22 protein-coding genes and 2 tRNA genes are annotated in these 24,430 nt (G+C 68.3%); 6 read left to right on the top strand and 18 right to left on the bottom strand.

The window, feature by feature from the left end; all coding sequences use genetic code 11:
* Positions 1–51: 51 nt before the first annotated feature.
* The 5 genes from RHOOR87_RS0103320 to RHOOR87_RS0103300 all read right to left on the bottom strand — a co-directional run bounded on the left by RHOOR87_RS0103320 (position 52) and on the right by RHOOR87_RS0103300 (position 4,928).
* On the bottom strand, positions 52–372 hold the full coding sequence (locus RHOOR87_RS0103320) for a helix-turn-helix transcriptional regulator (protein WP_027484218.1): 321 nt from the start codon (positions 370–372) through the stop codon (positions 52–54).
* A complete protein-coding gene (locus RHOOR87_RS0103315) occupies positions 372–734 on the bottom strand; it encodes a type II toxin-antitoxin system RelE/ParE family toxin (RefSeq protein ID WP_027484217.1) in 363 nt (120 codons plus the stop codon). Before RHOOR87_RS0103315 ends, RHOOR87_RS0103320 begins: the two co-directional genes overlap by 1 nt.
* Before the next feature lie 75 nt (positions 735–809).
* Positions 810–2,165: a site-specific integrase gene (locus RHOOR87_RS0103310; RefSeq protein ID WP_027484216.1), complete on the bottom strand. Its 1,356-nt coding sequence runs from the start codon at positions 2,163–2,165 to the stop codon at positions 810–812.
* A 349-nt stretch (positions 2,166–2,514) separates the two neighbouring features.
* Entirely contained in the window at positions 2,515–2,700 is a 186-nt protein-coding gene (locus RHOOR87_RS0103305) for a hypothetical protein (RefSeq protein ID WP_155950905.1), read from the bottom strand.
* A 293-nt stretch (positions 2,701–2,993) separates the two neighbouring features.
* A complete protein-coding gene (locus RHOOR87_RS0103300) occupies positions 2,994–4,928 on the bottom strand; it encodes a formylglycine-generating enzyme family protein (protein WP_027484214.1) in 1,935 nt (644 codons plus the stop codon).
* 100 nt (positions 4,929–5,028) lie between these two features.
* Here RHOOR87_RS0103300 and rnd point away from each other — a divergent pair, with 100 nt between their 5' ends.
* Together rnd and RHOOR87_RS0103290 are read left to right on the top strand one after the other, a co-directional pair.
* Entirely contained in the window at positions 5,029–6,144 is a 1,116-nt protein-coding gene (gene rnd, locus RHOOR87_RS0103295) for a ribonuclease D (protein WP_007509108.1), read from the top strand.
* A gap of 60 nt (positions 6,145–6,204) precedes the next feature.
* Positions 6,205–6,280, top strand: a tRNA-Ala gene (locus tag RHOOR87_RS0103290).
* A 57-nt stretch (positions 6,281–6,337) separates the two neighbouring features.
* Here the strand turns inward: RHOOR87_RS0103290 and RHOOR87_RS18955 are convergent.
* Together RHOOR87_RS18955 and ppk1 are read right to left on the bottom strand one after the other, a co-directional pair.
* Positions 6,338–6,706: a hypothetical protein gene (locus RHOOR87_RS18955; protein WP_007509110.1), complete on the bottom strand. Its 369-nt coding sequence runs from the start codon at positions 6,704–6,706 to the stop codon at positions 6,338–6,340.
* Between the two features lie 7 nt (positions 6,707–6,713).
* Positions 6,714–8,879 carry a polyphosphate kinase 1 gene (gene ppk1, locus RHOOR87_RS0103280; protein ID WP_027484213.1) on the bottom strand — a complete coding sequence of 722 codons (2,166 nt, stop codon included), beginning with the start codon at positions 8,877–8,879 and terminating at the stop codon, positions 6,714–6,716.
* Between the two features lie 240 nt (positions 8,880–9,119).
* Here ppk1 and RHOOR87_RS0103275 point away from each other — a divergent pair, with 240 nt between their 5' ends.
* Positions 9,120–10,370 (top strand): MFS transporter, encoded by a 1,251-nt coding sequence (locus tag RHOOR87_RS0103275; protein ID WP_027484212.1) that lies wholly within the window; start codon positions 9,120–9,122, stop codon positions 10,368–10,370.
* Between the two features lie 139 nt (positions 10,371–10,509).
* On the opposite strand, the gene murB is transcribed toward RHOOR87_RS0103275, so the two are convergent.
* The 6 genes from murB to RHOOR87_RS0103245 form a co-directional block, all read right to left on the bottom strand.
* A complete protein-coding gene (gene murB / locus RHOOR87_RS0103270; RefSeq protein WP_027484211.1) occupies positions 10,510–11,538 on the bottom strand; it encodes a UDP-N-acetylmuramate dehydrogenase in 1,029 nt (342 codons plus the stop codon).
* A 10-nt stretch (positions 11,539–11,548) separates the two neighbouring features.
* Positions 11,549–12,586, bottom strand: a complete 1,038-nt coding sequence (locus RHOOR87_RS0103265) for a quinone-dependent dihydroorotate dehydrogenase (protein ID WP_027484210.1) — start codon at positions 12,584–12,586, stop codon at positions 11,549–11,551.
* Between the two features lie 3 nt (positions 12,587–12,589).
* On the bottom strand, positions 12,590–13,369 hold the full coding sequence (locus RHOOR87_RS0103260; protein WP_027484209.1) for a class I SAM-dependent methyltransferase: 780 nt from the start codon (positions 13,367–13,369) through the stop codon (positions 12,590–12,592).
* The gene (locus RHOOR87_RS0103255; protein ID WP_027484208.1) at positions 13,362–14,123 is read right to left on the bottom strand and encodes an SDR family oxidoreductase; all 762 of its coding nucleotides are present in this window, start codon (positions 14,121–14,123) and stop codon (positions 13,362–13,364) included. Before RHOOR87_RS0103255 ends, RHOOR87_RS0103260 begins: the two co-directional genes overlap by 8 nt.
* Before the next feature lie 7 nt (positions 14,124–14,130).
* Positions 14,131–14,433, bottom strand: a complete 303-nt coding sequence (locus tag RHOOR87_RS0103250; RefSeq protein WP_007509126.1) for a DUF4190 domain-containing protein — start codon at positions 14,431–14,433, stop codon at positions 14,131–14,133.
* A gap of 89 nt (positions 14,434–14,522) precedes the next feature.
* Entirely contained in the window at positions 14,523–16,058 is a 1,536-nt protein-coding gene (locus RHOOR87_RS0103245; protein WP_027484207.1) for an aldehyde dehydrogenase family protein, read from the bottom strand.
* A gap of 154 nt (positions 16,059–16,212) precedes the next feature.
* On the opposite strand from RHOOR87_RS0103245, the gene RHOOR87_RS0103240 reads away from it, so the two are divergent.
* Positions 16,213–16,289, top strand: a tRNA-Arg gene (locus RHOOR87_RS0103240).
* 47 nt (positions 16,290–16,336) lie between these two features.
* Here the strand turns inward: RHOOR87_RS0103240 and RHOOR87_RS0103235 are convergent.
* Both RHOOR87_RS0103235 and RHOOR87_RS0103230 read right to left on the bottom strand, forming a co-directional pair.
* Positions 16,337–17,896 carry a YdiU family protein gene (locus RHOOR87_RS0103235; protein WP_027484206.1) on the bottom strand — a complete coding sequence of 520 codons (1,560 nt, stop codon included), beginning with the start codon at positions 17,894–17,896 and terminating at the stop codon, positions 16,337–16,339.
* Between the two features lie 72 nt (positions 17,897–17,968).
* Positions 17,969–18,628, bottom strand: coding sequence for a transglycosylase SLT domain-containing protein (locus RHOOR87_RS0103230; RefSeq protein ID WP_231381709.1), 660 nt, complete (start codon positions 18,626–18,628; stop codon positions 17,969–17,971).
* A 758-nt stretch (positions 18,629–19,386) separates the two neighbouring features.
* On the opposite strand from RHOOR87_RS0103230, the gene RHOOR87_RS0103225 reads away from it, so the two are divergent.
* Both RHOOR87_RS0103225 and RHOOR87_RS0103220 read left to right on the top strand, forming a co-directional pair.
* Complete coding sequence (locus tag RHOOR87_RS0103225; protein ID WP_027484204.1) at positions 19,387–19,977, top strand: DUF1415 domain-containing protein; 591 nt, start codon at positions 19,387–19,389, stop codon at positions 19,975–19,977.
* A 57-nt stretch (positions 19,978–20,034) separates the two neighbouring features.
* A complete protein-coding gene (locus tag RHOOR87_RS0103220; protein WP_027484203.1) occupies positions 20,035–20,367 on the top strand; it encodes a YkgJ family cysteine cluster protein in 333 nt (110 codons plus the stop codon).
* A gap of 7 nt (positions 20,368–20,374) precedes the next feature.
* Here the strand turns inward: RHOOR87_RS0103220 and RHOOR87_RS0103215 are convergent, their stop codons facing one another.
* From RHOOR87_RS0103215 to RHOOR87_RS0103205, 3 genes are all read right to left on the bottom strand, one after another.
* Positions 20,375–21,076 (bottom strand): pseudouridine synthase, encoded by a 702-nt coding sequence (locus RHOOR87_RS0103215; RefSeq protein WP_027484202.1) that lies wholly within the window; start codon positions 21,074–21,076, stop codon positions 20,375–20,377.
* Positions 21,073–22,146 (bottom strand): class I SAM-dependent methyltransferase, encoded by a 1,074-nt coding sequence (locus RHOOR87_RS0103210; protein WP_027484201.1) that lies wholly within the window; start codon positions 22,144–22,146, stop codon positions 21,073–21,075. Before RHOOR87_RS0103210 ends, RHOOR87_RS0103215 begins: the two co-directional genes overlap by 4 nt.
* A 233-nt stretch (positions 22,147–22,379) precedes the next feature.
* Positions 22,380–24,383: an oligopeptide transporter, OPT family gene (locus RHOOR87_RS0103205; RefSeq protein WP_027484200.1), complete on the bottom strand. Its 2,004-nt coding sequence runs from the start codon at positions 24,381–24,383 to the stop codon at positions 22,380–22,382.
* Between the last annotated feature and the right edge of the window lie 47 nt (positions 24,384–24,430).

Here is a 24,430-nt window from a genome sequence, read left to right as displayed (position 1 = left end):
CTACAGCGCAGTGCTATAGCGTCGCCTTCCATGCCGACGCTCCGCGACGATTCAGGCCGCAACGGTGATGCCCGGCGCATGGGCACGTCGCGCCGGCTGCACCACGATTTCGACCTGCTGATCCATTGACACCAGAGCCTGCATCAGCCGCTCCAGCGAAATGTTCTGGAGCTTGTAGCGGCGCACCTGCGACACCTTCGGTTGGGTCATGCCGGTAATCGTCGCAGCCGCCATCTGGCTCAAACCGCGCTGGTCGATCAGTTCGTTGAGCTTGAACGCGAGCGCAGCCTTCGCCGACAGCTCCTTGGCGTCATCGAAACCGAGGTCGAGCAGCACGTTGTCGGTGCCTTGGGGATGGTCGATACGGGTCATCACGTTCTCCCGCTCGCCCCGTAGCGGGCGAGCACTGCTTTCAGCCGCTTCTCGATCAACGCCACGTCCGGCTGCGGCGTGGCGATGCCGGATTTGGATTTCTTCTGGAACGCATGGAGCACATGCACCGCGTCGCCGACCCGCACGGTATAGACCGAGCGGAAGGTGTCGCCCCGGTGATCTTCCATCAGTTCGTACACGCCCGAACCCAACCCCTTCCAGGGCTTGGCCGAATCCGGCGTGCCGCCCAACTGGACGACGAACAGCGCCACACCCATGTCCTTCTGCACGTCGATGGGGAACTCCTTGAAGTCCTTTTTCGACGAGCCCTCCCAATACAGGAGCTTGCGTTTCTCGGTCATGATTATACCTGTTCGGATATAGAAGACAAGCCCCCGGATTGTCGTGACAGCGATACGACAATTCGGGGGCGTGATTTAGGGGATGGCCGTTTCCAGCGCTTCTGGCGCGGGCTTGGCCTTGGCCCGCTTCGTACCGGGCGGCACGGCGCGCGCCTGGTGCTTGCGGTGCCGATACGGGCGATAGTTGCCTTGGCTGGTAAAGGTCTTGTCGCCATCCTCGACGGCGGGGGCCGCCAGCGGCGGCGCAGCCGGCGCACAGCTCTCGATGGTCTCCCGCCGCAAGTTGGCTACCTTCTCCGCAGCCGCCCGAACCGGGTCGTCCTCCGTATGCACATACGTCATAAACATGGTGACGGTCTTGTGCGCGGTCAGTGTCATGCCGACCTTGATGGGAACGCCAGAATTGGCGATATCGGTGGCCGCACGATGGCGGATGCCATGCGTTCCGACGTGCGGCACTTTCGCGCGTCCCAGGATGCGCTTCCAGGCGTTGTAGTAGGTACCTTCGGGCAGTGGCTTCTTGCTGTCGAAGATGGCCGGGCACACGTAGGGCGAATCGCTGATATGAGGAGCGTTCGACAGCAGTTGATACACCACTTCGGTCATCGGCTTGGAAATGTCCCCGGTCTTGCTGTCCGGCCAGACGACGCGGCGGTTCTTGAAATCGACCCAGACCCATTCAAGCGTGCGGATTTCCGACATGCGCGCGGAAAACTCGAATTGTAAGCGGACCGCCAGCGTCAAGGTCGGATGCTCCAGACCCTCGGCATCCGCACGGTCGAGATAGGCGTAAAGGCGCCCCAGTTCCTCATCGGTGATGTACCGCGTTTCGCCATCCTCCCGGTACTTGGGGACATGGCGGCACGGGTTGGAACCATCCGGTCGGTAGCCCCACACCTCGGCCATGTTGAACATCTTGCGCAGGCAGGCTAGAACCCGATTGGCTGTGACGGCGATATGCGCCTTGTTTCGCATCAGCATCGTGATGTCGGCGCGCGTCACGTCGGGCACCTTCATCCTGCCCAACGCGGGCACGATGTGGCGGTCGATGTAGCCTTGGTAGGTATCGACCGTCCGGGGCTTGTTACGTGGCTTGGAGTATTCGTCGATGAACTGCTCGCACAGTTCCTTGACCGTGGGAGCCATGCGGGCGGCCAGCTTGGCGGCACTGGGGTCGTTGCCCCTGCGCACGTCGGCCAGCCAGTTCTGCGCGATCGAACGGGCCTGCTCGACGGTCAATTCGCCGAACTGGCCGATCTTCGGTTTGCGGCGCTCGCCCCAGTTCGTGCGGTACTGGAGCATGAAGACCTTGCGGCCGTGGCCGGTGACTTTGCAGAGGAAGCCGGGGACAATGGTGTCCCGCAGCTCGTAGTCTTTGCCGGTGATTTCAGCCGCATCGACAGCGGATTTGGTGAGCTTGATCTTAGCCATGACGCCTCCTAGTTCGGGATCGAACGCAGGAACCAACCAGGAGCCACGGCATCGGAAAGTCTGCCGCAATCGGTCTGGTCAGGACGTAAGGCTAGACGGGACTAGCCTCTTGGAAAACCAAGCACAGCAAGACTCTGCGGGTTCCAGCGTAGTCCCATCCTATTCTCGGGAATCAATCTCAAAATCCGCTTGTGGTGACACAGTGGAGGTTCGAGTCCTCTCACCGGTACCAATGACCAAGGCCCCTTTCGGGGCCTTTGTTTTGTTTCGCGAATCCTGTTCTCCGGCGCTGAACCGGCCCGGGTTCAGCCGCGACCCGGCCGGGGCTGCGCGTCGCACACCCGCGCGATCACGCCGGCGTTGTCTCCGCCACCAGCTGAGCCACGTAATGCTCATCCTCGTCGAACAGGATATTGCGTGCCACCATCTGCTCGCGGGTGGCGCCCCAATGCAGCGCCATTTCCGACGCACTCGTCACTGACACGATGAAGCCGCGCAGACTGACGTTCGCGTCATCGACACGTTCTGACGACATGTCGAAGGCGTCGACATTAGCCCATAAAACGTCGAAAAAAAAACCATTTATCGACACATTTTGCCTATATGTCGATGGAATGGCCTGTCCAGCTTCAAACCAGGCTCCAGCGCACCCGGAAGGGGGGAGACGCTGCGGCTGTGCTGGTTGAGCCGGCGCTCCGGTGCGGCGATCAGGGCATCCCGCTTGGCCTCGATCGCGTCTTCGACGTCGAAGATCTCCCGCCGCTGGTGACATCCGTGGTCTCGATCATCCCTACCCGCTCCATCACGAATCAGTCCGGTTTTTCGTACCTACAGTTCGCGCACCACGCGAAAACCCACGCGGCCGCTGCGCAGCTCGCCGTCGGCGCCCTGGCGGTAGGTCGAATCCACCTGCTCCGGGGAGCTGCCCCACGAGCCGCCGCGCAGCACGTGGGAGCGGCAACCCGGGTTGATCCAGGCGCTGCCGTCGTCCGGTGCGCGGATGTAGTTGTCGTGCCAGCAGTCCAGCGCCCACTCGGAGACGTTGCCGTTGATGTCGTACAGGCCGAACGGGTTGGCGGCGAAGCTCATCACCGGCGCCGGCCCCCAGTAGCCGTCGCGGTAGTTGCGGAAGGCGTGGCTCCAGCGGCGACCGCTGCGCGAGCGGTCGCCGGAGCCGGTCAGGTTCTCCACCGTGTGCTTCGGCGCATCGTCGCCCCACCAGTAGCGGCTGCGGGTACCGCCGCGCAGCGCGTATTCGAACTCCGCCTCGCTGGGCAGCCGATAAGTCTTGCCGGTACGCTGGCTGAGCCAGTCGGCATACGCCTTGGCATCGTTCCAGGAGACGTTCACCACCGGCAGGTCGTCGTCGGCCTTGCGGCCGGCGTAGTCGTCCTGCCAGCTGGCCGCGCTGTCCTCGCGCAGCGCGCCGCTGCGCTCGTCGTACACGCTGGCGCCGCCCAGCCGGATCGAATCGGGCACGTAGTTGCTGGCGCGCACGAATTCGCGGAACTGCGCCACGGTCACCGCGCTGCGCGCCATCGCGAAGCCCTTGCCGATGGTGACCGTATGCTGCGGCTGCGCGGTAGCGCTGCGGTCGTCGTCGGCGGAGGCGCCCATGCGGAAACTGCCGGTGGGGATCACCACCATCGCCGGCGTCTTGCCCGGCAGGTCGACGTAGCGATCAGTGAACACCTGGCCGGGCTTGAAGCTGGCGTACAGGCGCGCGTTGGTCAGCTGCTCGTCGAACGCCGCCAGCGCCGCCAAGCCCGGGGCGATCGCGCGCACCTGCGCGGCCAGCCTGGTCGCCAGTTCGACGTTGCCGGCGTCCAGTGCCGAGTGCGCCTGCGCCAGCATGCCGTTCGCACGCTGCTCGCGCATGTCGTCCACGCGTTTGTGCACGTCGATCATCTGCTGCGAACCGGGGCGGATCGCCTGCGCCGCGGCCAGTTCGCGATCGGCTCCGGCAAAATCGTTCTGCGCCACCGCCGCCAGCGCGCGATCGAGCACCGCCCGCTGCACCTGGAAGATGCCCTGCTCGGCCACCGCGTTCTGCGGGTCGAGCTTCTGCACCTCGCGGTACAGCTCCAGCGCGCTGCCGCCGGCAGGCCGATCGGCCTTGCCCTGCTGCAGCAGGCCGGCGGCCTTGGCCAGCATCGGCCGCACCTGCTCCAGGACCTTCAGGCTCGCCTCCAGTTGCGTCACTTCGGTCTCGGCGTTGGGCAGCGTGCGCAGCGCACCGAGCAGATCCTGCGCCGCGTCGGCGTCGCCCACCGCGATGTCCTGGTCGATCTCCGCCACCAGCCGCGCACGCACGTCGAACAGGCCCTGCACCGCGCGGCGGCTGTCCGGCTTGGTCTTCAGCGCCTGCTGGAACAACGCGGCGGCGCTGTCCTCGGCACCGACCAGCCGGCCGGCATGCAGCGCGCGGGTGGCCTGCTCCAGCAAGGCCCGCACCTCCGGCGGGTCCGCACTCAGCTGCTCGGGCAGGTTCGCGTTGTGGCTGCCGCGCGCGGCAATCACCGCCGCCGGCGCCAGCGTCAGTGGCGGCCCGGCATTCAGCTCGCCGATCGCCGACAGCCGCTCCGGCTGCAGGCCGCTGGCCGGCGCCACGGTTCCCATCGACATCGAACGGCGCGGTGCCTGCGCCGGATCGACGTGGAACACCCGCGGGAAGAAGTGATACAGCAGCGCGAACCCCAGCACGAGCACCCCGAGCCCTCCGCCGAGAGCGCGTTGACGGCGCAGGATTGCGTTGTTCGGCATGGATGGGCGTCCTTGATGCGGCCTGTTATCGTGCGCTGTCCACCATAGGCAGAAACCGCCGACAGGGCAATCCGCGCCCGCGCCCTTCCAAGGAGTACCGATGTCACCACCCGAAACCGCTGCCGCCGACTGGATCAACCGCCCCGATGCGCTGCAGGCATGGCTGGCCGCGATACCCGCCGATGCTGCCGTCGGCCTGGATACCGAGTTCATGCGTCGCAACACGTTCTATCCGCAACTGGCGCTGCTGCAGCTGGGCTGGAACGGCCGCCACGCGCTGATCGACCCGCTCGCGTTCGACATCGGCGCGGCGCTGCAGCCGCTGCTTGGCGCCGACGGCGCGATGACCATCATGCACAGCGCGGGCGAAGACCTGGAGACGCTCGCGCCGCTGCTGCCCGAGGGGCCGGGCCGGCTGTTCGACACGCAGATCGCCGCTGCTTTCGCCGGCATGGGCCTGGGGCTGAGCTACCGCGCGCTGGTCGCCGAACTGACCGGGGTGGATCTGGACAAGGGCGAGACCCGTTCGGACTGGCTGCAACGCCCGCTCACCGAGTCGCAGCGCGCCTACGCCGCGCTGGACGTGGTGTACCTGAAAACCCTCCACGAACGCCTGGCCGAACGCCTGCAGCGGCGTGACCGCAGCGCCTGGCACGCCGAGGACTGCGCACGCCTGAAGCAACGCGCCAGCCGCCGCGACGGCGACCCGCAGCCACAGCGTGCGCTGCGCGGCGCCGCCGACTGGCCGGTCGCGCAACAGGCCCTGCTGCGCCGACTGCTGTTGTGGCGCGAGCGCAGCGCGCGCCGCCTCGACGTGCCGCGTCCGTGGTTGCTCGACGATGCGCTGGCGCTCAACCTGGCGCAGCAGCCACCGCGCAGCCTCGGCGACCTCGAGCAGCGTGGCCGCGGCCAGCGTGCGCTGCGTTCGGCCCAGCGCGGCGAGCTGTTCGAGCTGCTCGCCGCCGCCGTCGGCGACGAGGAAATCGCCGCCACCGCGCGCATCCCCGGTCACCCGCAGGGCGAGGCGAAGAAGGCGCTGGCGGCGATGAAGACGCTGATCGACCACCGCGCCGACGAACTCGACCTGCCGCCCGGCCTGCTGTGCCCGCGCAAGGTGCTGGAGGAATACGTGGTCACCGCCGAATGGCCCGACTTCCTCGACGGCTGGCGCCGCGAGGTGCTGCATGACCGCTTGCCCGGCCTGTTGCCCGGCTGAGCCCGGTACATCAGGTCTTGGCGAACCCCCTCGCACACTGCTAACATTCGCGACTTCCGTGGGGCGGTAGCTCAGCTGGGAGAGCGCCACGTTCGCATCGTGGAGGTCGTGGGTTCGATCCCCATCCGCTCCACCACGGATTTACAAAAAAGCCCTCGGTCTCCGAGGGCTTTTTGTTGCTCCCGCGCCGGCGCTACCGGCCGTCGAAGGTGCCCGCCACGTCGTGGCCGAGACTGCGCAGGAACGCTTCGACCTCGGTGGTGTAGTCGCCGGGAGCACCCAGCTGCTCGTTGATCTGTTCGTGCGAGAGGTCCTCGGGCAGCAGCTGCGCGCGCGTGCCCAGTGCGACTGCCTTGTCCACGAAAGCCTGCGCCTGCGGGCAGGCGTCCGCGCGGCGGCTGGAGCACACCTCGAGGAACGGCGCGGCCGGCGCCTGCAGCTGCTGCAGCGGCGAGGCCGCGAGCCAGCCGGCGCGGTCGTCGCCGAAGGCACGGTCGTACAGCCGCAGGTGGCGCGATTGCATGATCTGCACCACGTCCAGCGCGGCGCTGTCCAGCGCCACGCGGTCTTCACTGCGCGCCGCCGGCCCCCGCCCCGCACAGCTTCTCCATCAGCTCGGCCTGCACATCGCGGACGGGTTCGCCGGCGGCCGGCGAGGGGCGCAGGTACTCGCCATCGGACTGCAGCAGCGAGGCGCTGGCGTTGTCGGTGAGGTACAGCTCCAGCGCGTTGCGCACGCGGTGCTGCAGTTTCTTGCCCTCGACCGGGAAGGCGGTCTCGACGCGGCGATCGAGATTGCGTTCCATCAGGTCGGCGCTGGCCAGGTACAGCTGCGGCTCGCCGGCGTTGGCGAACCAGTAGGCGCGGCTGTGTTCAAGGAAACGGCCGATGATCGAGCGCACCCGGATGTTGTCCGACACGCCGGGCACGCCCGGACGCAGGCTGCAGATACCGCGCACGATCAGGTCCACCTGCACCCCGGCGATGCTGGCCTTGTACAGCGCGCGGATGATCTTCGGCTCGGTCAGCGCATTGATCTTGAGGATGATCTGCGCCGGCCTGCCCGCTTCGGCATGGGCCGTTTCCTGCGCGATCAGTTCGAGCAGGGTCTTCTTCAGCGTGAACGGCGCATGCAGCAGCTTCTTCATGTGCAGCACCTTGCCCATGCCGGTGAGTTGGCTGAACAGCTTGTGCACGTCCTCGCACAGCGCCTCGTCGGAGGTGAGCAGACTGTAATCGGTGTACAGCCGGGCGTTGCCGGTGTGGTAGTTGCCGGTACCCAGGTGCGCATAACGCACCAGCTCGCTGCCTTCACGGCGCTGGATCAACATCAGCTTGGCGTGCGTCTTGATGCCGACCACGCCATAGATCACCATCGCCCCGGCCTGCTGCAGGCGCGAGGCGAGGCTGAGGTTGGATTCCTCGTCGAAGCGCGCGCGCAACTCGACCACCGCGGTCACTTCCTTGCCGGCACGGGCGGCGTCGACCAGCGCGTCGACGATCTCGGAGTTCGCGTTGGTGCGGTACAGCGTCTGCTTGATCGCCAGCACTTTCGGATCCGTCGACGCCTGGCGCAGCAGGTCGACCACCGGCGCGAACGACTCGTACGGATGCAGCAACAGCACATCCTGCTTGCCGACGACCTCGAACAGGTCCTCGGCGTGCTGCAACGCCTTCGGCAGCGCCGGCGTGAACGGCGGGTACTGCAGCTTCGGGTAGCTGACGTTGTTGGCGATGCGAAACAGCCGCGCCAGGTTCACCGGGCCGTTCACCTCGTACAGTTCCGACTCGGTGAGGCCGAACTGCTTGAGCAGGTAGTCGGTCAGCTCCTTCGGACAGTTGTCGGCTACCTCCAGCCGCACCGCATCGCCGAAGCGGCGCGAATACAGCTCGCCGCGCAGCGCCAGCGCCAGGTCCTCGACGTCTTCCGGGTCGAGCGTGAGGTCGGCGTTGCGGGTCAACCGGAACTGGTAGCAGCCGAGCACGTCCATGCCCGGGAACAGTTCCTCCGCATGCGCGTGCAGGATCGAGGACAGCAGCACGTAGTTGTCGCCGTCCTCGCAGATCTCCAGCGGCAGGCGGATCAGCCGCGGCAGCACGCGCGGCGCCGGCACGATCGCCAGGCCCGAATCGCGGCCGAACGCGTCCACGCCGTCCAGCCGCACGATGAAGTTGAGGCTCTTGTTGACCAGCAGCGGGAACGGATGGGTCGGATCGAGCCCGATCGGGGTGACCAGCGGCGCCACCTCCTCGCGGAAATAACGCCGCACCCACAGCTTCTGCTTGTGCGTCCATTGCGTGCGCCGCACGATGCGGATGCCGTGCGTGGCCAGCTCCGGCAGGATGCGCTCGTTGAGGATCGTGTATTGCCGCGCAATCTGCCGGTGCGCGATCTCGGCAATCTCGGCCAGCGCGCGTTTGGGCGCCATGCCGTCCGGACCGATCATCTCGTGGTCCAGCGCGATCTGCCCTTTCAGCCCGGCCACGCGGATCTCGAAGAACTCGTCCATGTTCGCGGAGAAGATCAGCAGGAACTTCAGCCGTTCCAGCAGCGGCGTGCGCTCGTCCAGCGCCTGGTCCAGCACGCGGATGTTGAACTTGAGCTGCGACAGCTCGCGGTGGATGTACAGACGGCTGTCACCGAGGTCCGGGCCGGGCATCGACGACGCGGCATCGTTGGCGGCCGGCGCGGCGGCGTCGGTCGGCAAAGTCTCGCGAATCAGGCGGCTGGTCATCGGTACACCGGGTCCGGCAAGGGGGAGGCGGCCTCCCATGGTAGCCCGCCGCGGACGGGGCCGGTCGAACGTGGCATTCGCGGCTCAGGCGGGGCTCAGCCTGCGGCATTTTCCTGACTGCCGGATGACATCGGCCGCCGACCGAACGGGTGGCACATGCTGGCCGGCGGCGGTTTGCCCTATCGTTGCCGCTCCCCACCGGCCTTCCTGGCCGAGCCCACCCCACCGAACGAACGCCCCATGCAGACTCGCGTCGAGACCGCTCCGCTGTCCCATGTCGCCCTCACGCCGCCGACCGATGTCGCACCGGCCGGGGAACGCACCCAGTTCACGGTGCTCGGCGGGATCAGCTTCGCGCACATGCTCAACGACATGATCCAGTCGCTGATCCTGGCGATCTATCCGATCCTCAAGCACGACTTCCAGCTCAGTTTCGCCCAGGTCGGCCTGATCACGCTGACCTTCCAGCTCACTGCCTCGCTGCTGCAGCCATTGGTGGGCATGGTGACGGATCGGCGCCCGATGCCGTATTCGCTGCCGGTGGGCATGGGTTTCACCCTGTGCGGCCTGTTGCTGCTGGCGACGGCGCCGAACTTTCCGGTGCTGCTGCTCGCCGCGGCGCTGGTCGGCACCGGCTCGTCGGTGTTTCATCCCGAGTCCTCGCGCGTGGCGCGGATGGCCTCCGGCGGTCGTCACGGCCTGGCGCAGTCGCTGTTCCAGGTCGGCGGCAACACCGGCTCGTCGCTGGGGCCGCTGCTGGCGGCGTGGATCATCGTGCCGCACGGGCGCGGCAGCGTGGCGTGGTTCTCGCTGGCCGCGCTGCTGGCGATCGTGGTGCTGCTGCAGGTCGGCCGCTGGTACAGCCATCACCACGCGGTCCGTCGCAAGGCGGCGGCGGGGCATTTTGCGATACTCGCGCTGTCGCCCCGGCAGATCATCGGCGCGCTGGCGATCCTCGGCCTGCTGATCTTCTCCAAGTATTTCTACCTGGCCAGCCTCAGCAGCTATTACACCTTCTACCTGATCCACAAGTTCGGCGTGTCGGTGCAGAGCGCGCAGGTGCACCTGTTCGTGTTCCTGTTCGCGGTGGCCGCCGGCTCGCTCGTCGGCGGTCCGGTCGGCGACCGGATCGGGCGCAAGTGGGTGATCTGGGTGTCGATCCTCGGCGTGGCGCCGTTCACCCTGCTGTTGCCGCACGTGGGCCTGATGTGGACCGGCGTGCTGACGGTGCTCATCGGCCTGGTGCTGGCGTCGGCGTTCTCGGCGATCCTGGTCTACGCGCAGGAGCTGATTCCCGGCCGTGTCGGCATGATCTCGGGCCTGTTCTTCGGCCTGGCCTTCGGCATGGGCGGCATCGGCGCCGCCGTGCTTGGCGGGCTGGCCGACACCCACGGCATCGACTACGTCTACCGGCTGTGCGCGTACCTGCCGCTGATGGGGCTGATCACGGTGTTTTTGCCGGATATCGAGAAGCGAGCGCCCGCGGCGTAGCTTTGCTGCAGTTTTTGTTGTTCCAAGGGCAGGAGCTTTCGTGCGCCTATGGCAGACGAAAGCTCTTGCCTCTGATGCTTTTCGCTCTGAAGGCAGCGAGAGCAAGAGCATCGCCCACAGAGCGTGCTCCCGCAAAAATTCAGCGTGCGCCGATCACCACCGGCTCCGGCTCCAGCTGCACGCCAAACCTCTCGCGCACGCCGTGCATCACCTGCTGCGCCAGCGCCCACAACTGCGGGCCGGTGGCGTGGCCGTGGTTGACCAGCACCAGCGCATGCCGGTTGGAGATGCCGGCATCGCCTTCGCGCAGGCCCTTGAAGCCGGCTTTCTCGATCAGCCACGCGGCGGACAGCTTGCTGCGGCCGTCGGGTTGCGGCCAGGCAGCGAGGCCGGGGTGTTCGCGCTGCAGCGCGTTGGCCAGCGCGGCATCGACGATCGGGTTCTTGAAGAAGCTGCCGGCGTTGCCGATCACCGCCGGATCGGGCAGCTTGCGCAAGCGCAGGCGCATCACCGCCTCGGCAACGTGGAACGGCGCGGGCCGGTCCACGCCCATCCTCGCCAGTTCCTCGTCGATGCCGGCGTAGTCGGTGCGCAGTGGGCGGCTGCGCGGCAGCACAAAGCGCACCGCGGTAACCACGTAGCGGCCGGGCTCGTGCTTGAACAGCGAATCGCGGTAGGCGAACGCGCAGGCAGCACGGTCCAGCGTGGCCACTTGCCGCTCGTGGGTATCCCAGGCCTCGACGCTGTCGATGAACTCGGCCACCTCGCAGCCGTAGGCGCCGATGTTCTGGATCGGCGCGGCACCGACCGTGCCGGGGATCAGGATCAGGTTCTCCAGGCCGGCATAGCCCTGGCCCAGGGTCCAGCGCACGAAATCGTCCCAGCGCTCGCCGGCGGCCACCGCGATACGCGCGCCGTCGCCATCGCTTTCCACCTGCACGCCGCGGGTGGCCATCGCCAGCACGGTGCCGTCGAAGTCGCCGGTGAACAGCACGTTGCTGCCCTCGCCCAGCACCAGCAGGCGACCGCTGCGCACGGCGGGGAAGTCCAGCAGCTCGGGCAGTTTCACGGCGTCGCGGATCTCCGCCAGCAGCCGCGCACGCGCGTCCACGCGCAGCGTGTTGCGCGCGGCCAGCGAGGCGTTTTCGATGAGCGCGTAGCCGCCCATGTCGACACGTTCAGACGACATTGGCGGCCTCGCGCTGGCGGCGGATCTCGTCGACGCATTCGGCGACCAGCGGCGGCCCGCGGTAGATCAGGCCGGAATACAACTGCACCAGCGAGGCGCCCAGTTCCATCTTCTCGGCGGCATCGCTGCCGTCCAGGATGCCGCCCACGCCGATCAGCGGAATGCGCCCCTGCAGCCGCTTGTGCATGCCGGCCAGCACCGCGGTGGAGCGGTCGAACAGCGGCTTGCCGGACAGCCCGCCGGCTTCGTTGCCGCGCAGGTCATCGGCCACCGCCGCATGGTCGATCGTGGTGTTGGTGCAGATCACGCCGTCGATGCCGGTGCGCAGCAGCACCTCGGCGATCGAATCCAGCTCCGCCTCGGAAAGGTCCGGTGCGATCTTCAGCAGCATCGGCTTGCGCCGGCCCTGCTGCGAACCGAGCCGTTCCTGCGCCTCGCGCAGCACCGAGATGAAACGGCGCAGCGTGGCCTCCTGCTGCAGGTCGCGCAGGCCCTGGGTGTTCGGCGAGGAGATGTTCACCGTGACGTAGCTGGCCAGCTCGTACACGCGGGTGAGGCACAGCAGGTAGTCGCTGACCGCCTTCTCGTTCGGGGTGTCCTTGTTCTTGCCGATGTTGATGCCGAGCACGCCGTGGTAGGCGGAGCGCTGCACGTTGCGCACCAGCGCGTCGACGCCGGCGTTGTTGAAGCCCATGCGGTTGATGATCGCCTCGTGCCGCGGCAGACGGAACAGGCGCGGACGGTCGTTGCCCGGCTGCGGCTTCGGCGTCACCGTGCCCACTTCGATGAAGCCGAAACCCAGCGCATCGAGCGCGTCCAGGTGCTCGGCGTTCTTGTCCAGACCCGCAGCCAGCCCGACCGGGTTCGGGAAGGTGATGCCGAACACCTTCGTCGGCAGGTCCGCCGGCGGCCGGGCGATCCAGCGGGAAAAGCCGCTGCGCTGGGCCACGCCCAGTGCGTACAGGGTGGCGCGATGCGCGGTCTCGGCATCGAGCTTGAACAGCAGCGGGCGCAGCAGGTCGTACATGGGTCAGGCCGGTTGGCCCGCGAAGATGCGGGTGTGGTAATCGAAGCTTACCGCGCCGTCCTCGGCGCAGTCGTGGAACAGTTCGCGCAGTGCGCGCAGCATCGGTTCATGCCGGGGGTGGCCCGGCTTCGGCGCGTACGAGGACGACATCAGGCGTCCGCGCAAGGCCTCGAAATCCAGCCGCTGCGCATGCTCGAAACGGGCTGCGCCGCGAAAGCCGGTGCCGAACCAGGCGCGCATGTGCGCATCGTCGGCATAGCGCTCGACCACCTTGGCGTAATCCGTGCCGTAGGTGTTGAGCAGCGCCTCGTAGCCCTCCAGGAACGGCGTGCCGGCGAGCCGGCGCGAATTCCACCAGATCGCCACCAGCCCGCGCGGGCGCAGGATGCGGGCGAACTCGCGCCGCACCGCCTCCTCGTCGAACCAGTGGAAGGCCTGCGCCACGGCGATCAGGTCCACACTGGCGTCGGGCAGGCCGCTGGCGTCGGCGCTGCCGTCGAGCGCATCGAAGCCCGGGTACGCCTGCAGCCAGTGTTCGGCGGCGGCGCGCATCGGCGCATTCGGTTCCACCGCGGTCACCCGATGACCGGCGTCGAGCAACAGCTTCGAGGAGATGCCGGTGCCGGCGCCCATGTCCGCCACCCGCCAGCTGTTGTCCACACCCTGCTCGCGCTGCAGCCAGTCCAGCAACGCCGGCGGATAATCCGGCCGGTAGCGCACGTAGTCGTCGACGCGGTCGCCGAAGCGCGCGGTGGACTGCAAGGAAGCCTTCTCGTCAGCCATTGAGCATCTGTCCGCCATCGACGACCAGGGTGTGGCCGGTGATCCAGCCCGCCCACGGCGAGGCCAGGAACAACGCGGCATGCGCGATTTCCTCCGGCTTGCCGAAGCGGCCGAACGGGATCTTTGCCAGGGTGGCGCGGTAGAGTTCCGGCTGTCCCACCCGACGGCGATCCCACAGGCCATCGGCGAACGCGATCGAACCGGGCGCGATCGCATTGACGCGGATGCGCTGCGGCGCCAGCGCCAGCGCCTGCGAGGTGGTGTACTGGCTCAGCGCCGCCTTCACCGCCGCATACGCCGCGCCGCTGGCGCGCGGGCGGAACGCGGCGATCGAGCTGGTGTGCAGGATGCAGCCGTGCGGCGACGACGCCAGATGCGGCAGCGCCGCGCGCGAGGCGCGTACCGCCGCCATCAGGTCCACGTTGAAGCCGGCCAGCCAGCCTTCGTCGCTGTCGTCGAAGCCGTAGCCGCTGGCGTTGTTGACCAGCACGTCGATGCCGCCGAGCGCCGCCGCCGCGTCCGCCATGTAGGCGTCGATGGCGCTGGTGTCGGCCAGGTCACAGCGCTGCGCATGCGTCGGCGCGCCATGCGCCGCCAGCGCCTGGCGGGTTTCCTCCAGCGCCGCGGCGCCGCGGGCGCAGATCGAGACGGCTGCACCGGCCTCGGCGAAGCCCAGCGCGATGCTGCGGCCGATGCCGCGGCTGCCGCCGGCGACGACGACGCGATACCCGGAGAAGTCGAAGGCCGCCGTCATGCGGGCGTCAGTGCCAGCCCGCAAACGCGAAGCCGAACACCAGCACCGCAATCAACAGGAACACGCCCAGCACGCACAGGGCCAGCTGCACGTAGCCGAGCACCAACCCGGCCACGGCCATGCCGTCGCCCTCGGTGCGATTGTCGAGCGGGCTGCGGCGGATCTCGCCGCGCGCCAGGTGGCCGCAGATGATCGCCACGATGGCGCCGATGAACGGCAGCACGCACCAGGCCAGAATGCCGAAAACCAGGCTCACCACGGCCAGCGAGCTGGTCGTGGTGCCCGGACGGTAGGACGGTTGGTAGCTCATCGGATCGCTCGCTCAGGCAGGAGGTGGAGGCGCCGTCGTGCACTGCCGCCGGTCGCGGGCGGCAAGCCGCCCGCGACCGGCGCATTCCGTCAGAGGTCGAACTTGATGCCCTGCGCCAGCGGCAATGCGTTCGAGTAATTGATGGTGTTGGTCTGCCGGCGCATGTAGACCTTCCATGCATCGGAACCGGATTCGCGGCCGCCGCCGGTTTCCTTCTCACCGCCGAACGCGCCACCGATTTCCGCGCCGGAGGTGCCGATGTTGACGTTGGCGATGCCGCAGTCGGAACCGGCCGCCGACAGGAACTGTTCGGCCGCGCGCAGGTTGTTGGTGAAGATCGACGAGGACAAGCCCTGCGGCACGTCGTTCTGCATCTCGATCGCCTCGTCGATGGTCTTGAACGGCATCACGTAGAGGATCGGCGCGAACGTTTCGGCCTGCACCACCTCGTCCGAGTTCTTCAGCCCGGTGATGATGGTCGGCAGCACGAAGTTGCCCTTGCGCTCGGTCAGCGCCTTGCCGCCGGTGCGCACCGTACCGCCCGCGGCCTTGGCCTTCTCGATCGCGGCCAGGTAACCCTGCACCGCCTCGGCGCTGTTCAGCGGCCCCATCAGCGTGGTGGCCAGGGTGGGATCACCGATCTTGCCCTCGACCTGCCGGTACGCCTTGACCAAGGTGTCGAGCACGCCGTCGAAGATCGACTCGTGCACGAACAACCGGCGCGTGGTGGTGCAGCGCTGGCCGGCGGTACCGACGGCGCCGAACACGATGCCGGGAATCGCCAGCTTCAGGTCGGCCGTCTCGTCCAGGATGATCGCGTTGTTGCCGCCCAGCTCCAGCAGCGAGCGGCCCATGCGCTGCGCCACGCGCTCGCCGACCATGCGGCCGACCCTGGTCGAGCCGGTGAAGCTGATCAGGGCGACGCGCTTGTCGTCGACGAAGGCTTGCGCCAGGTCGCTGCCGGCGTCGTTGAACAGGAAGAACAGGTCGGGGAAGCCGCCGGCCTTCATCGCCTCGTTGCAAATGCGGATGGTGGCGATCGCCGACAGCGGGGTCTTCGGCGACGGCTTCCAGATGCAGATGTCGCCGGCGATGGTAGCCAGCATGGCGTTCCACGCCCACACCGCGACCGGGAAGTTGAACGCGCTGATGATGCCGACCAGGCCGAGCGGGTGGTACTGGTCGTACATGCGATGGCCCGGGCGCTCCGAGTGCATGGTGGCGCCGTACATCATGCGGCTCTGGCCCACGGCGAAGTCGGCAATGTCGATCATCTCCTGCACCTCGCCGTCGCCCTCGGGCTTGATCTTGCCCATCTCCAGGGCGACCAGCGAACCCAGTGCGTCCTTGTGCCTGCGCAGCGCCTCGCCGCACAGCCGCACCGCCTCGCCGCGGCGCGGCGCCGGCGTGGTGCGCCACACTTTGAACGCTTCCTGCGCGCGCTTGACGATCACCTCGTAGTCGGCCGCGCTGGACGCGTGCACGGTGCCGATCACCTCGCCGGTGGCCGGGTTCACCGGCTGCAGCGCGCCGGCGTCGGCGGTCTTCGACCACTCGCCCTGGCCGAGGTAGCTGCCGGACTGCTCGCCGGAAAGGCCGAGCGCGCTGAGGATTGCATGGGACATGGGTGTCTCCTGGACGTGCGGCGCCCGCGGGCGCCGTGAAGGGAAAGCGGCAATTGCTCATTCTAACAGGCCGGCCGCCCCGCTCCCGCCCCACCTGCGCCAAGTGGCCGACCTGATCGCACCGCCATGCGATCCATGCGAAAATCCCGCCGCTGCCCTCGTAGCTCAGTTGGATAGAGCGGCCCCCTCCTAAGGGGCAGGTCGGACGTTCGAATCGTCTCGAGGGCACCAGTTACCGCAAGCGAGGGCCGGTCATGCCGGCCTTCGTGCTATCCGGTTCAGGAACTGCACGACAGCATCGAGCAACCGGCCTTGTGCCGTGCCCAGTCCGGGCGCTTCTGTGCAAATGCCTCGCGGCCGGGCTGGTCGTCATAGGGACGGCGCAGCACGTCGAGCAGCTCGTGGATGCCGGCGACATCGCCCTGCCCGGCGCGGTCGATCGCCTGCTGCGCCAGGTAGTTGCGCAGCACGTAGCGCGGGTTGGCCAGGCGCATGCGTTCGCGGCGCTGCTCCGGCGCCAGCGGATCGTCGGCCAGCCGTGCCGCATAGCGGGCCAGCCAGTCGACAAGCTCCGGTTCGGCCGCGCGCCGCTTCGCCTCGTCGTAGAACGCCCCTTCGAACGGCGCCAGCGTGGGCGCCTGCACGTCGACGTCGCCCAGCGCGCGGAACCACAGCGTCATGTCGATCTCGGCCTGCTGCAGCAACGCCTGCAGCGACTGCATCAGCGCCACGTCGTCGTCGCGGCACTCGGCCAGGCCCAGCTTGGCGGCGACGTTCGCGCGGTCGGCGGCGGCATAGGCGGCGGCGTAATGCTGCAGCCCGGCTTCCAGCGGTCCGACGCCGTCGAACAGCGGCGCCAGCGCGCCGGCCAGACAGCTCAGGTTCCACCACGCCACGTTCGGCTGCTGGCCGTAGCGGTAGCAGCGGCGCTGCGCGTCGGTGGTGTTCGGGGTCCAGTCCGGGTCGTAGTCGTCGACCCAGCCGTACGGGCCGTAGTCGAGGGTGAGGCCGAGGATCGACATGTTGTCGGTGTTCATCACCCCGTGCACGAAGCCCACCCGCATCCAGTGCGCCACCATCGTGGCGGTGCGCTCGCACACCTGCCGGAACCATGCCGCGTAGCGCGCCTCGCCCTCGCCCTCCAGTTCCGGGAAGTCACGGCGGAGGGTGAACTCGACCAGTTGCCGCAGCAACGCGACGTCACCGCGCGAGGTGGGCAGCTCGAAGTTGCCGAAGCGGATGAACGAGGGCGCCGCGCGGCAGACGATCGCGCCGGGTTCCGGTGCGGCGTGGCCGTCGTAGAACATGTCGCGCAGCACCGCCTCGCCGGTGCCGACCAGGCTCAGCGCGCGCGTGGTGGGCACGCCCAGGTGGTGCATCGCTTCGCTGCACAGGAACTCGCGCACCGAGGAACGCAGCACTGCGCGGCCGTCCGCGCCACGCGAATACGGCGTCAAGCCGGCGCCCTTCAGCTGCAGTTCCCAACGCTCGCCGGCTTCGTTGACGACTTCGCCCAGCGAGATCGCGCGGCCGTCGCCAAGCTGCCCGGCCCAGTGGCCGAACTGGTGACCGCCGTAGTTCGCCGCGTACGGCTGCATGCCCTCGATCAGCGCATTGCCGCCGAACACCTGCGCGAACTGCGGCGTGGCGACGTCCACCGCGCTGAAGCCCAGCGCAGCCGCCATCTCCGCCGAATGCGCCAGCAGGCGCGGCGCCGCCACCGGCGTGGGCTCGACCCGCGAGTACAGCGCACCCTCGACCTGGCGCCGCCGCGCGCCCTGCTCCGCGTCGCTGGCCAGCTCGCGCACGAACGCATTGTCGAAACGAAGATCGAACATCCGGCCACCTCAGGGGCTATAGCCACAGCCTATATCCGGGCGCCAACGGTTCGATGCAAGGCCGCGCCGCGGCTAGCGCGCCACGGCCTGCCCGCGGTGGGCCGGGCGATGGATCGCCCGCAGCCGCTGGTAGACGGTCAGCACCGCCGTGCCGTAATTCCTGGCCAGAGCCGGCGTGTGGCTGTGGTAGTAGCCCACGCCGAGCACCCGGTCGCGGGTCTGGCGCATGCCGTCGCGCAGGATCTTCGCGGCCACGGTGATGTTGGTGCGCGGATTGAGCAGGGTCAGCGGATCGCGCACCGCGTCGCGATGCATCGGGTAGTAGACCTGCATGATGCCGACGTCCTGCACGGCCGAACCGAACTGGCTCGCCGCCGCCATCGCCAGCTGCACGTCATGGCGCTCGCCGCGCACCAGATGGTCGTCGACGCGGAACAGCCACGGCGTGGGCGCGACCTTGCCGTCCGGGTACAGCGCCTTCGATTCCACCAGGGCGACGCTGTACAGCAGCAGCGGATCGACACCGGAGGCCCTGCCGACCTGCGACCACAGGCTGTCCCGCGACGCGATGTCCAGGTCGGGCTCCTCGATCGGCATCATCAGGTCCATCGTGCTGACGTCGGACAGCAGCTTGCTGCCGGTTTCGGCCGGCCCGGAGCGGACTGCCGACGAAACGGTCGATGCGCTAGCCGGCGCCGCGGCGGCAAGCGACAGCACCGGCGTAAGCGGCACGGACGAGGCATGCGTGGCAGATGCCGGTGCCGGAGCCATCGCCCTGGCCGGTGTCGATCCCGCGTCGGGATGAGGCGCGCCGAGGCGAAGCAACACTAGGGCAGCACCCGCGATGGCGCCCATGGCAATGCCTGCCGCAAGCCTGTGCCGATGCGCCCTCGCCCATCCCGAGCACCACAGCATGCATGCCCGCGCCCACGGCACGATGCGCGCGCCGACGAGCCGGCGCAAACCGGCGACTGCGCTCACATGCCATCCATCCAGCGGCCATGTGGGCGGCAGCAACCAGCGTTCCGCCGCCGGACGCCGCGCGGGCAACCGGCTGGGCACGCACCGCGAGCGGACCCATTGCGCCGGCGCCGGCATCACGACCGGCGGGGCGACGGGACGGCGTGCCGACGAAGCCCCGGATTTCCAGCGCACCGGCGCCATCAGATACACGCGACCCGGTTTCCGCGGGATGCTGCGCACCGTCATGGGGTTCGCGGCCGGATGCCTGCCATCGACCCCCGCGTACCTGCGGCTTTCGCCGTGCGAGGTATCTGCGGTCGTCGGGGTGGAACCATCCACGTGGGAATCCTGTTCAAGGGCGCGGTCGCGGCCAGTTTGCCGGTGCCGGGGTCGCCATTAAATCAGGTTTGCGGAACCAGTTCCCGTATCCGGCCACAGCACGTTTGCGTGCGGCCATCAGCACGGCATACCCGGACCGGTGCGCCAGCCAGCCGCTATAGTCGGCTGCCGCCACCCGCGAAAACCGCATGAACCCGACGCCTGCCAACGACCTCAACGCCGACGCGCGACCCGAGGACGCGCCCTACCTCGCCGCCACCACGCGCTGGCTGGAGCGCGCGGTGATCGGGCTGAACCTGTGCCCGTTCGCCCGCGCCCCGCACGTGCAGGGCAAGCTGCGCCTGCGGGTGAGCCACGCGCGCGACACCGACGCGCTGCTCGACGACCTCTGCGGCGAACTGCAGTCGCTCAACGCGCTGACGCCGGACGAGTGCGAGACCGGCCTATTGATCCACCCGTTCGTGCTCGGCGACTTCCTCGACTACAACGACTTCCTCGACGTGGCCGACGCCGCCGTGCAGGCGCTGGGGCTGGATGGGGAATGGCAGGTGGCGAGCTTCCACCCCGACTACCAGTTCGCCGACAGCGCGCCGGACGACGTCGAGAACCTCAGCAACCGCTCGCCGTATCCCACGCTGCATCTGCTGCGCGAATCCAGCGTCGAAAGCGCGATAGAGACGATGAGCGACACCGACAGTATCTACCGGCGCAACATCGAGACACTGCAACGGCTGGGCGCCGACGGCTGGCAGGCACTGTGGCGCGACGACACGGATTGAACACGGCAACCCACCCGGAGTTCACATTCGCGCCGGGCGAAGCTGTCACACTGACGGGTGAAAAATATCCCCGACCCCTACGCCGAAAGCGTCGACCCCAGCGTGCAATGCACGACTTGCGAAGCCGTGTGCTGCCGCCTCACCGTGGTGTTGATGCCGGAAGACCGCGTACCCGCCTGGCTGGTCGATCACGACGAACACGGCATGGCGACCCTGGCCAAGGGCGAGGACGGCTGGTGCGCCGCGCTGGATCCGAACACCTTCCGCTGCACCATCTACGAGAACCGCCCCACCATCTGCCGCAAGTTCGCGATGGGTAGCCCCAGCTGCCGCGACGAGCGGCACAAGTGGTTCGGCAACACCATTCCCACCGCGGTGCATGTGATGTAGGAGCGCGCTACGGCGCGAAGATCAGCGCAACCTCGGCGGCATCGAGCGCGCGCCATTCGCCTGGCGGCAAGCCGTCCAGCGTGAGGGCGCCGATCGACACCCGCTGCAGCGTCTCCACGTGATTGCCGGCGGCGGCAAACATGCGACGCACCTGGTGGTAGCGGCCTTCGTTGACGCCGAGCCGGACATGCCGCGAACCCAGCAGTTCCAGCGCGGCCGGTGCCAGCGGCGTGGTTTCCCCTTCCAGCAGCAGCGTGCCGCTGGCGAACAGCTCGCCTTCGTCGCCGCGCAGGTCCTGCGCCAGGGTGGCCTCGTAGACCTTGGTCACCTGCGCCTTCGGCGAGATGATCCGGTGCAGCAACGCGCCGTCGTCGGTGAACAGCAGCAGGCCCGAGGTGTCGCGGTCGAGCCGGCCCACCGTGGACAGCGCCGGCGAGCGCACGTTGTAGCGCGGCGGCAGCAGGTCGTAGACCACCCGGCCCGGGTCCTTGCGTGAGCAGGTGACGCCGAGCGGCTTGTGCATCATCAGCGTGAGCCCCGGCGGCGGATCGAGCGGCTCGTCGTCGACGCGGATGGTCTCGTACGGCACCACGTCGTCCGCGTACAGCACCTCGCCGTCCGCATCCGTGATGCGCCCGGAGCGGAACAGCTGGGCCACGTCCTTGCGGCTGCCGTAGCCCAGGCTTGCAATCAGCTTGACCAGTTTCATCCGCGCACTCCTGTCGCTTCGATCACCTTGAATCCTTCCTGCACGACCAGCGTGCGCACGTCGTGGAAACGCGAGGCCAGCACGGCCTCGTACGGCAGGTGCCGGTTCGCCACGATCAGCAGCCGGCCATCCGGCAGCAGCGCCTCGGCCGCGCTGAGGATGAACGCGCGGCCCAGTTCGGGCAGGTCGGCGCGCCCCTGGTGGAACGGCGGGTTGCTGACGATGGCGTCGTAGCGTTGCGTCAGGCCGCGGGTCACGTCGTGCCAGTGCACCGCCACGGCCACCTCGCGCCCGCATTCGCGCCGCGCCCGCGCCAAGTTGATCCGTGCCGGTTCCAGCGCTCGCGCCTCGGCTTCGTACAGGTCGATCGCCTCGACTCGCGGGCAACGTGCGATCAGTTGCGTGGACAAGTAACCGTAGCCGGCGCCCAGATCGGCCACGCGGCCGTGCAGGTCTGCCGGCAAGTGTTCCGCCAGCAGCGCCGAGGCCCGGTCGACGCGATCCCAGGCGAACAGGCCGGGGCGGCTGACGTAGCCATCGGCAATGTCGCGTGGCGCATCCAGCGCCAGCCAATCGGCCAGCAGCGACCGATCATCAAGGACACTGGTATCCGGCGAGCTCCAGAACACCCGGCACTTGTGCTTGGACTGGTGCTGCACGGCGCCGGCCAGTTTCGCCAGGTCCGCCTCGCCCGACTTCGCGCCTTCGGCATTCGGCATCGCGGCCAGCAGCGTGCCGCCCGGCGCCACGTGTGTCAGCGCGCGGGCGAACAGCGCGCGTGCCTCGTCGCGCTGGCGCGGCGGCAGCAGCAACACCAGCGGAAATTTTTCATCGGCCGCCGCTTCGCCCACGCGCAGGCCGTTGCGACCCAGTTCGTCGGCGAACGGCAGGAAACCCTGCTCGCACAGCCAGCCGGGCTGCGCCATCTCGCGCAGGCCTACGCCGGCGCGCGCACGCAGGAACAGCACGCGGCCGTCCGCCGGCAGGCGCAACTCACCCGACTCGAACGGCACGAACAGGGCCGCCAGCGCCGCATCCGGCGCAGCCGCGAAAAACCCACCAGCAGTCACGTCATCCCTTCCACCTTGAAACAGTGGCGGCATTGTACGTGGCCGCCGGCGGAATCCGTGCCGGGCGAACTCAGCCGCCGCCGTGCTGGCTCACCGCGTCCATCGCGCGGGCGGAAGACATCAGCGCCGCACCGGCATTGCAGCCAATCCAGCATGAAAGCATCCACCGCCGGTTTCCCGGCGGCAGGAAAAGCGGCGGAGCTTCCGCAACCTGCCCCGGGAACATCACCCGGTCACGCCGCAGCCGATGTCCGTCCCAGCCTGGCCACCCAGCGGTACAGCGCCACATTGACCGCGACGAAGGCGATGCCGCCGATCCAGATCGCCGCCGTGCCGAAACCGTCGCCGACCAGCGCCAGCGGCGCGCCCTTGCCGGAGAACACCACGATCGCCGCGATGATCACGCCGATGATGCTTTCGCCCACGATCATGCCGGAGGCCAGCAGTACGCCGAGCTGCTTGGTCGACTCGGGTTTGGGGCCGCGCTCGGCGCGCTTGTCGAAATACCAGCCGACGATCGCGCCGACCACGATCATCAACGTGGTCGAGGTCGGCAGGTAGATGCCCAGACCCACCGCCAGCGGCGGCAGCGCGGCCGATCTGGTGGTGCGGCCAAGGACGGCGTCCAGCACGATCAGCGCCACACCGATCGCACCGCCCAGAATGATCAGGCTCCAGTCGATATTGCCCTGGATCACGCCCTGCGCCAGCGCCGAGATCAGCCCCGCCTGCGGTGCGGCCAGTGCACGCGCCGGGTCGACCCCGGGCATGCCGGCGAAGCCGTACGCCTCGTTCAACAGGTCCAGCACCGGCGGGATCACCGCGGCGCCGACCAGCACGCCGACCACCAGCGCCACCTGCTGCTTCCACGGCGTGGCGTCGACCAGCTGGCCGGTCTTCAGGTCCTGCAGGTTGTTGTTGGCGATGGTCGCCACTGCAAACACTACCGAGGTGGCGAACAGCGCGAACGCCACCAGCCCCTTGCCGGCATCGCCGGACAGCTCCGACTTCACGCCCGCCATCAGCAGCAGCAACGCCGCGATGATCACCACCAGGATGCCCACGCCCGACAGCGGACTGTTCGATGAGCCGATCAGACCGGCCATGTAGCCGCACACCGCCGAAACCAGGAAGCCCATGATCACCACGAAGACCAGGCCGCCGCCCACCAGCAGCCACAGGTGCGAACCGAGCCCGGTGACGATGCTGAAATCACCCAGCAGCCAGCCGATCGGCAGCAGGCACAACAGGCTGATCAGGCCGACGATGCCGATCGGCATGTCGTGCTCGGTGCGCGGCAGCGTGCTGCCCTGCCCCGCCTTGCGCGCCCGCGACGACGCCATCGCCGAGGAAAGCCCGCTGATCACCGGCTTGACCAGCTTGGCCAGCGTCCAGATCGCCGCCACGCCGATCGTGCCGGCGCCGATGAAGCGCACCTTGCTGCCCCAGGCCGCCTGCGCCATGTCCGCGGCGGCGCCGGTGGCTGCCGCCAGCATCGTGTAGTGCGGCACCGCCCAGCCCCAGGCGATCAGCGCGCCGAGCAGCATCGCCAGGCCGACCCACAGGCCGACCAGGTGGCCCACCGCCAGCAGTGCGAACGACAGACTGAAGTCGTAACCGCTGGCCCCGCCGCGGTCGCCGACATGGAAGTACTGCGCCACGCTGCCGGCGAATACCTTGGTGGCGACCACCACCGCGAACACCGCCGAGACGATGGTGCCGGCGGCGACGGCGAACAGGCCCGACTTGCCGCTCTCGGCCGACGCCGCGACCGCGTCGTCGCCACCGCCCACCTTCAACACCTCGGCACAGGCCACGCCTTCCGGGTACGGCAGGTCGGAATCGGTCACCAGCGCGCGGCGCAACGGGATCGTGTACATCACGCCGAGGATGCCGCCGGTGGCGCAGATGCCGAACGTCACCCAGAACGGGAAACCGGTCCACCAGCCGATCATCACCAGGCCGGGCAACACGAAGATGATCGCCGACAGCGTGCCGGCCGACGAGGCGACCGTCTGCACGATGTTGTTCTCCTGCATCGTGGAGTCCTTGAACCCGCGCAGGATCGCCATCGAGATCACCGCCGCCGGGATCGAGGTGGCGAAGGTCAGGCCGGCCTTGAGGCCGAAGAACACGTTTGCCGCGGTGAACACCAGGGTGATCACGACGCCGATGATCAGGCCGCGTACGGTCAACTCGGTGCGCGGCGTGACGCTGGACAAAGGTTTTGCACTCACGAATGGCTCTCCCCCGGATGGATGCTGCGGTGGAAGATAGCGTGGAA

The sequence above is a fragment of the Rhodanobacter sp. OR87 genome (genome assembly GCF_000473345.1).
Classification (GTDB): Bacteria; Pseudomonadota; Gammaproteobacteria; order Xanthomonadales; family Rhodanobacteraceae; genus Rhodanobacter; species Rhodanobacter denitrificans.
This window is presented reverse-complemented; position numbering and strand designations above follow the sequence as displayed.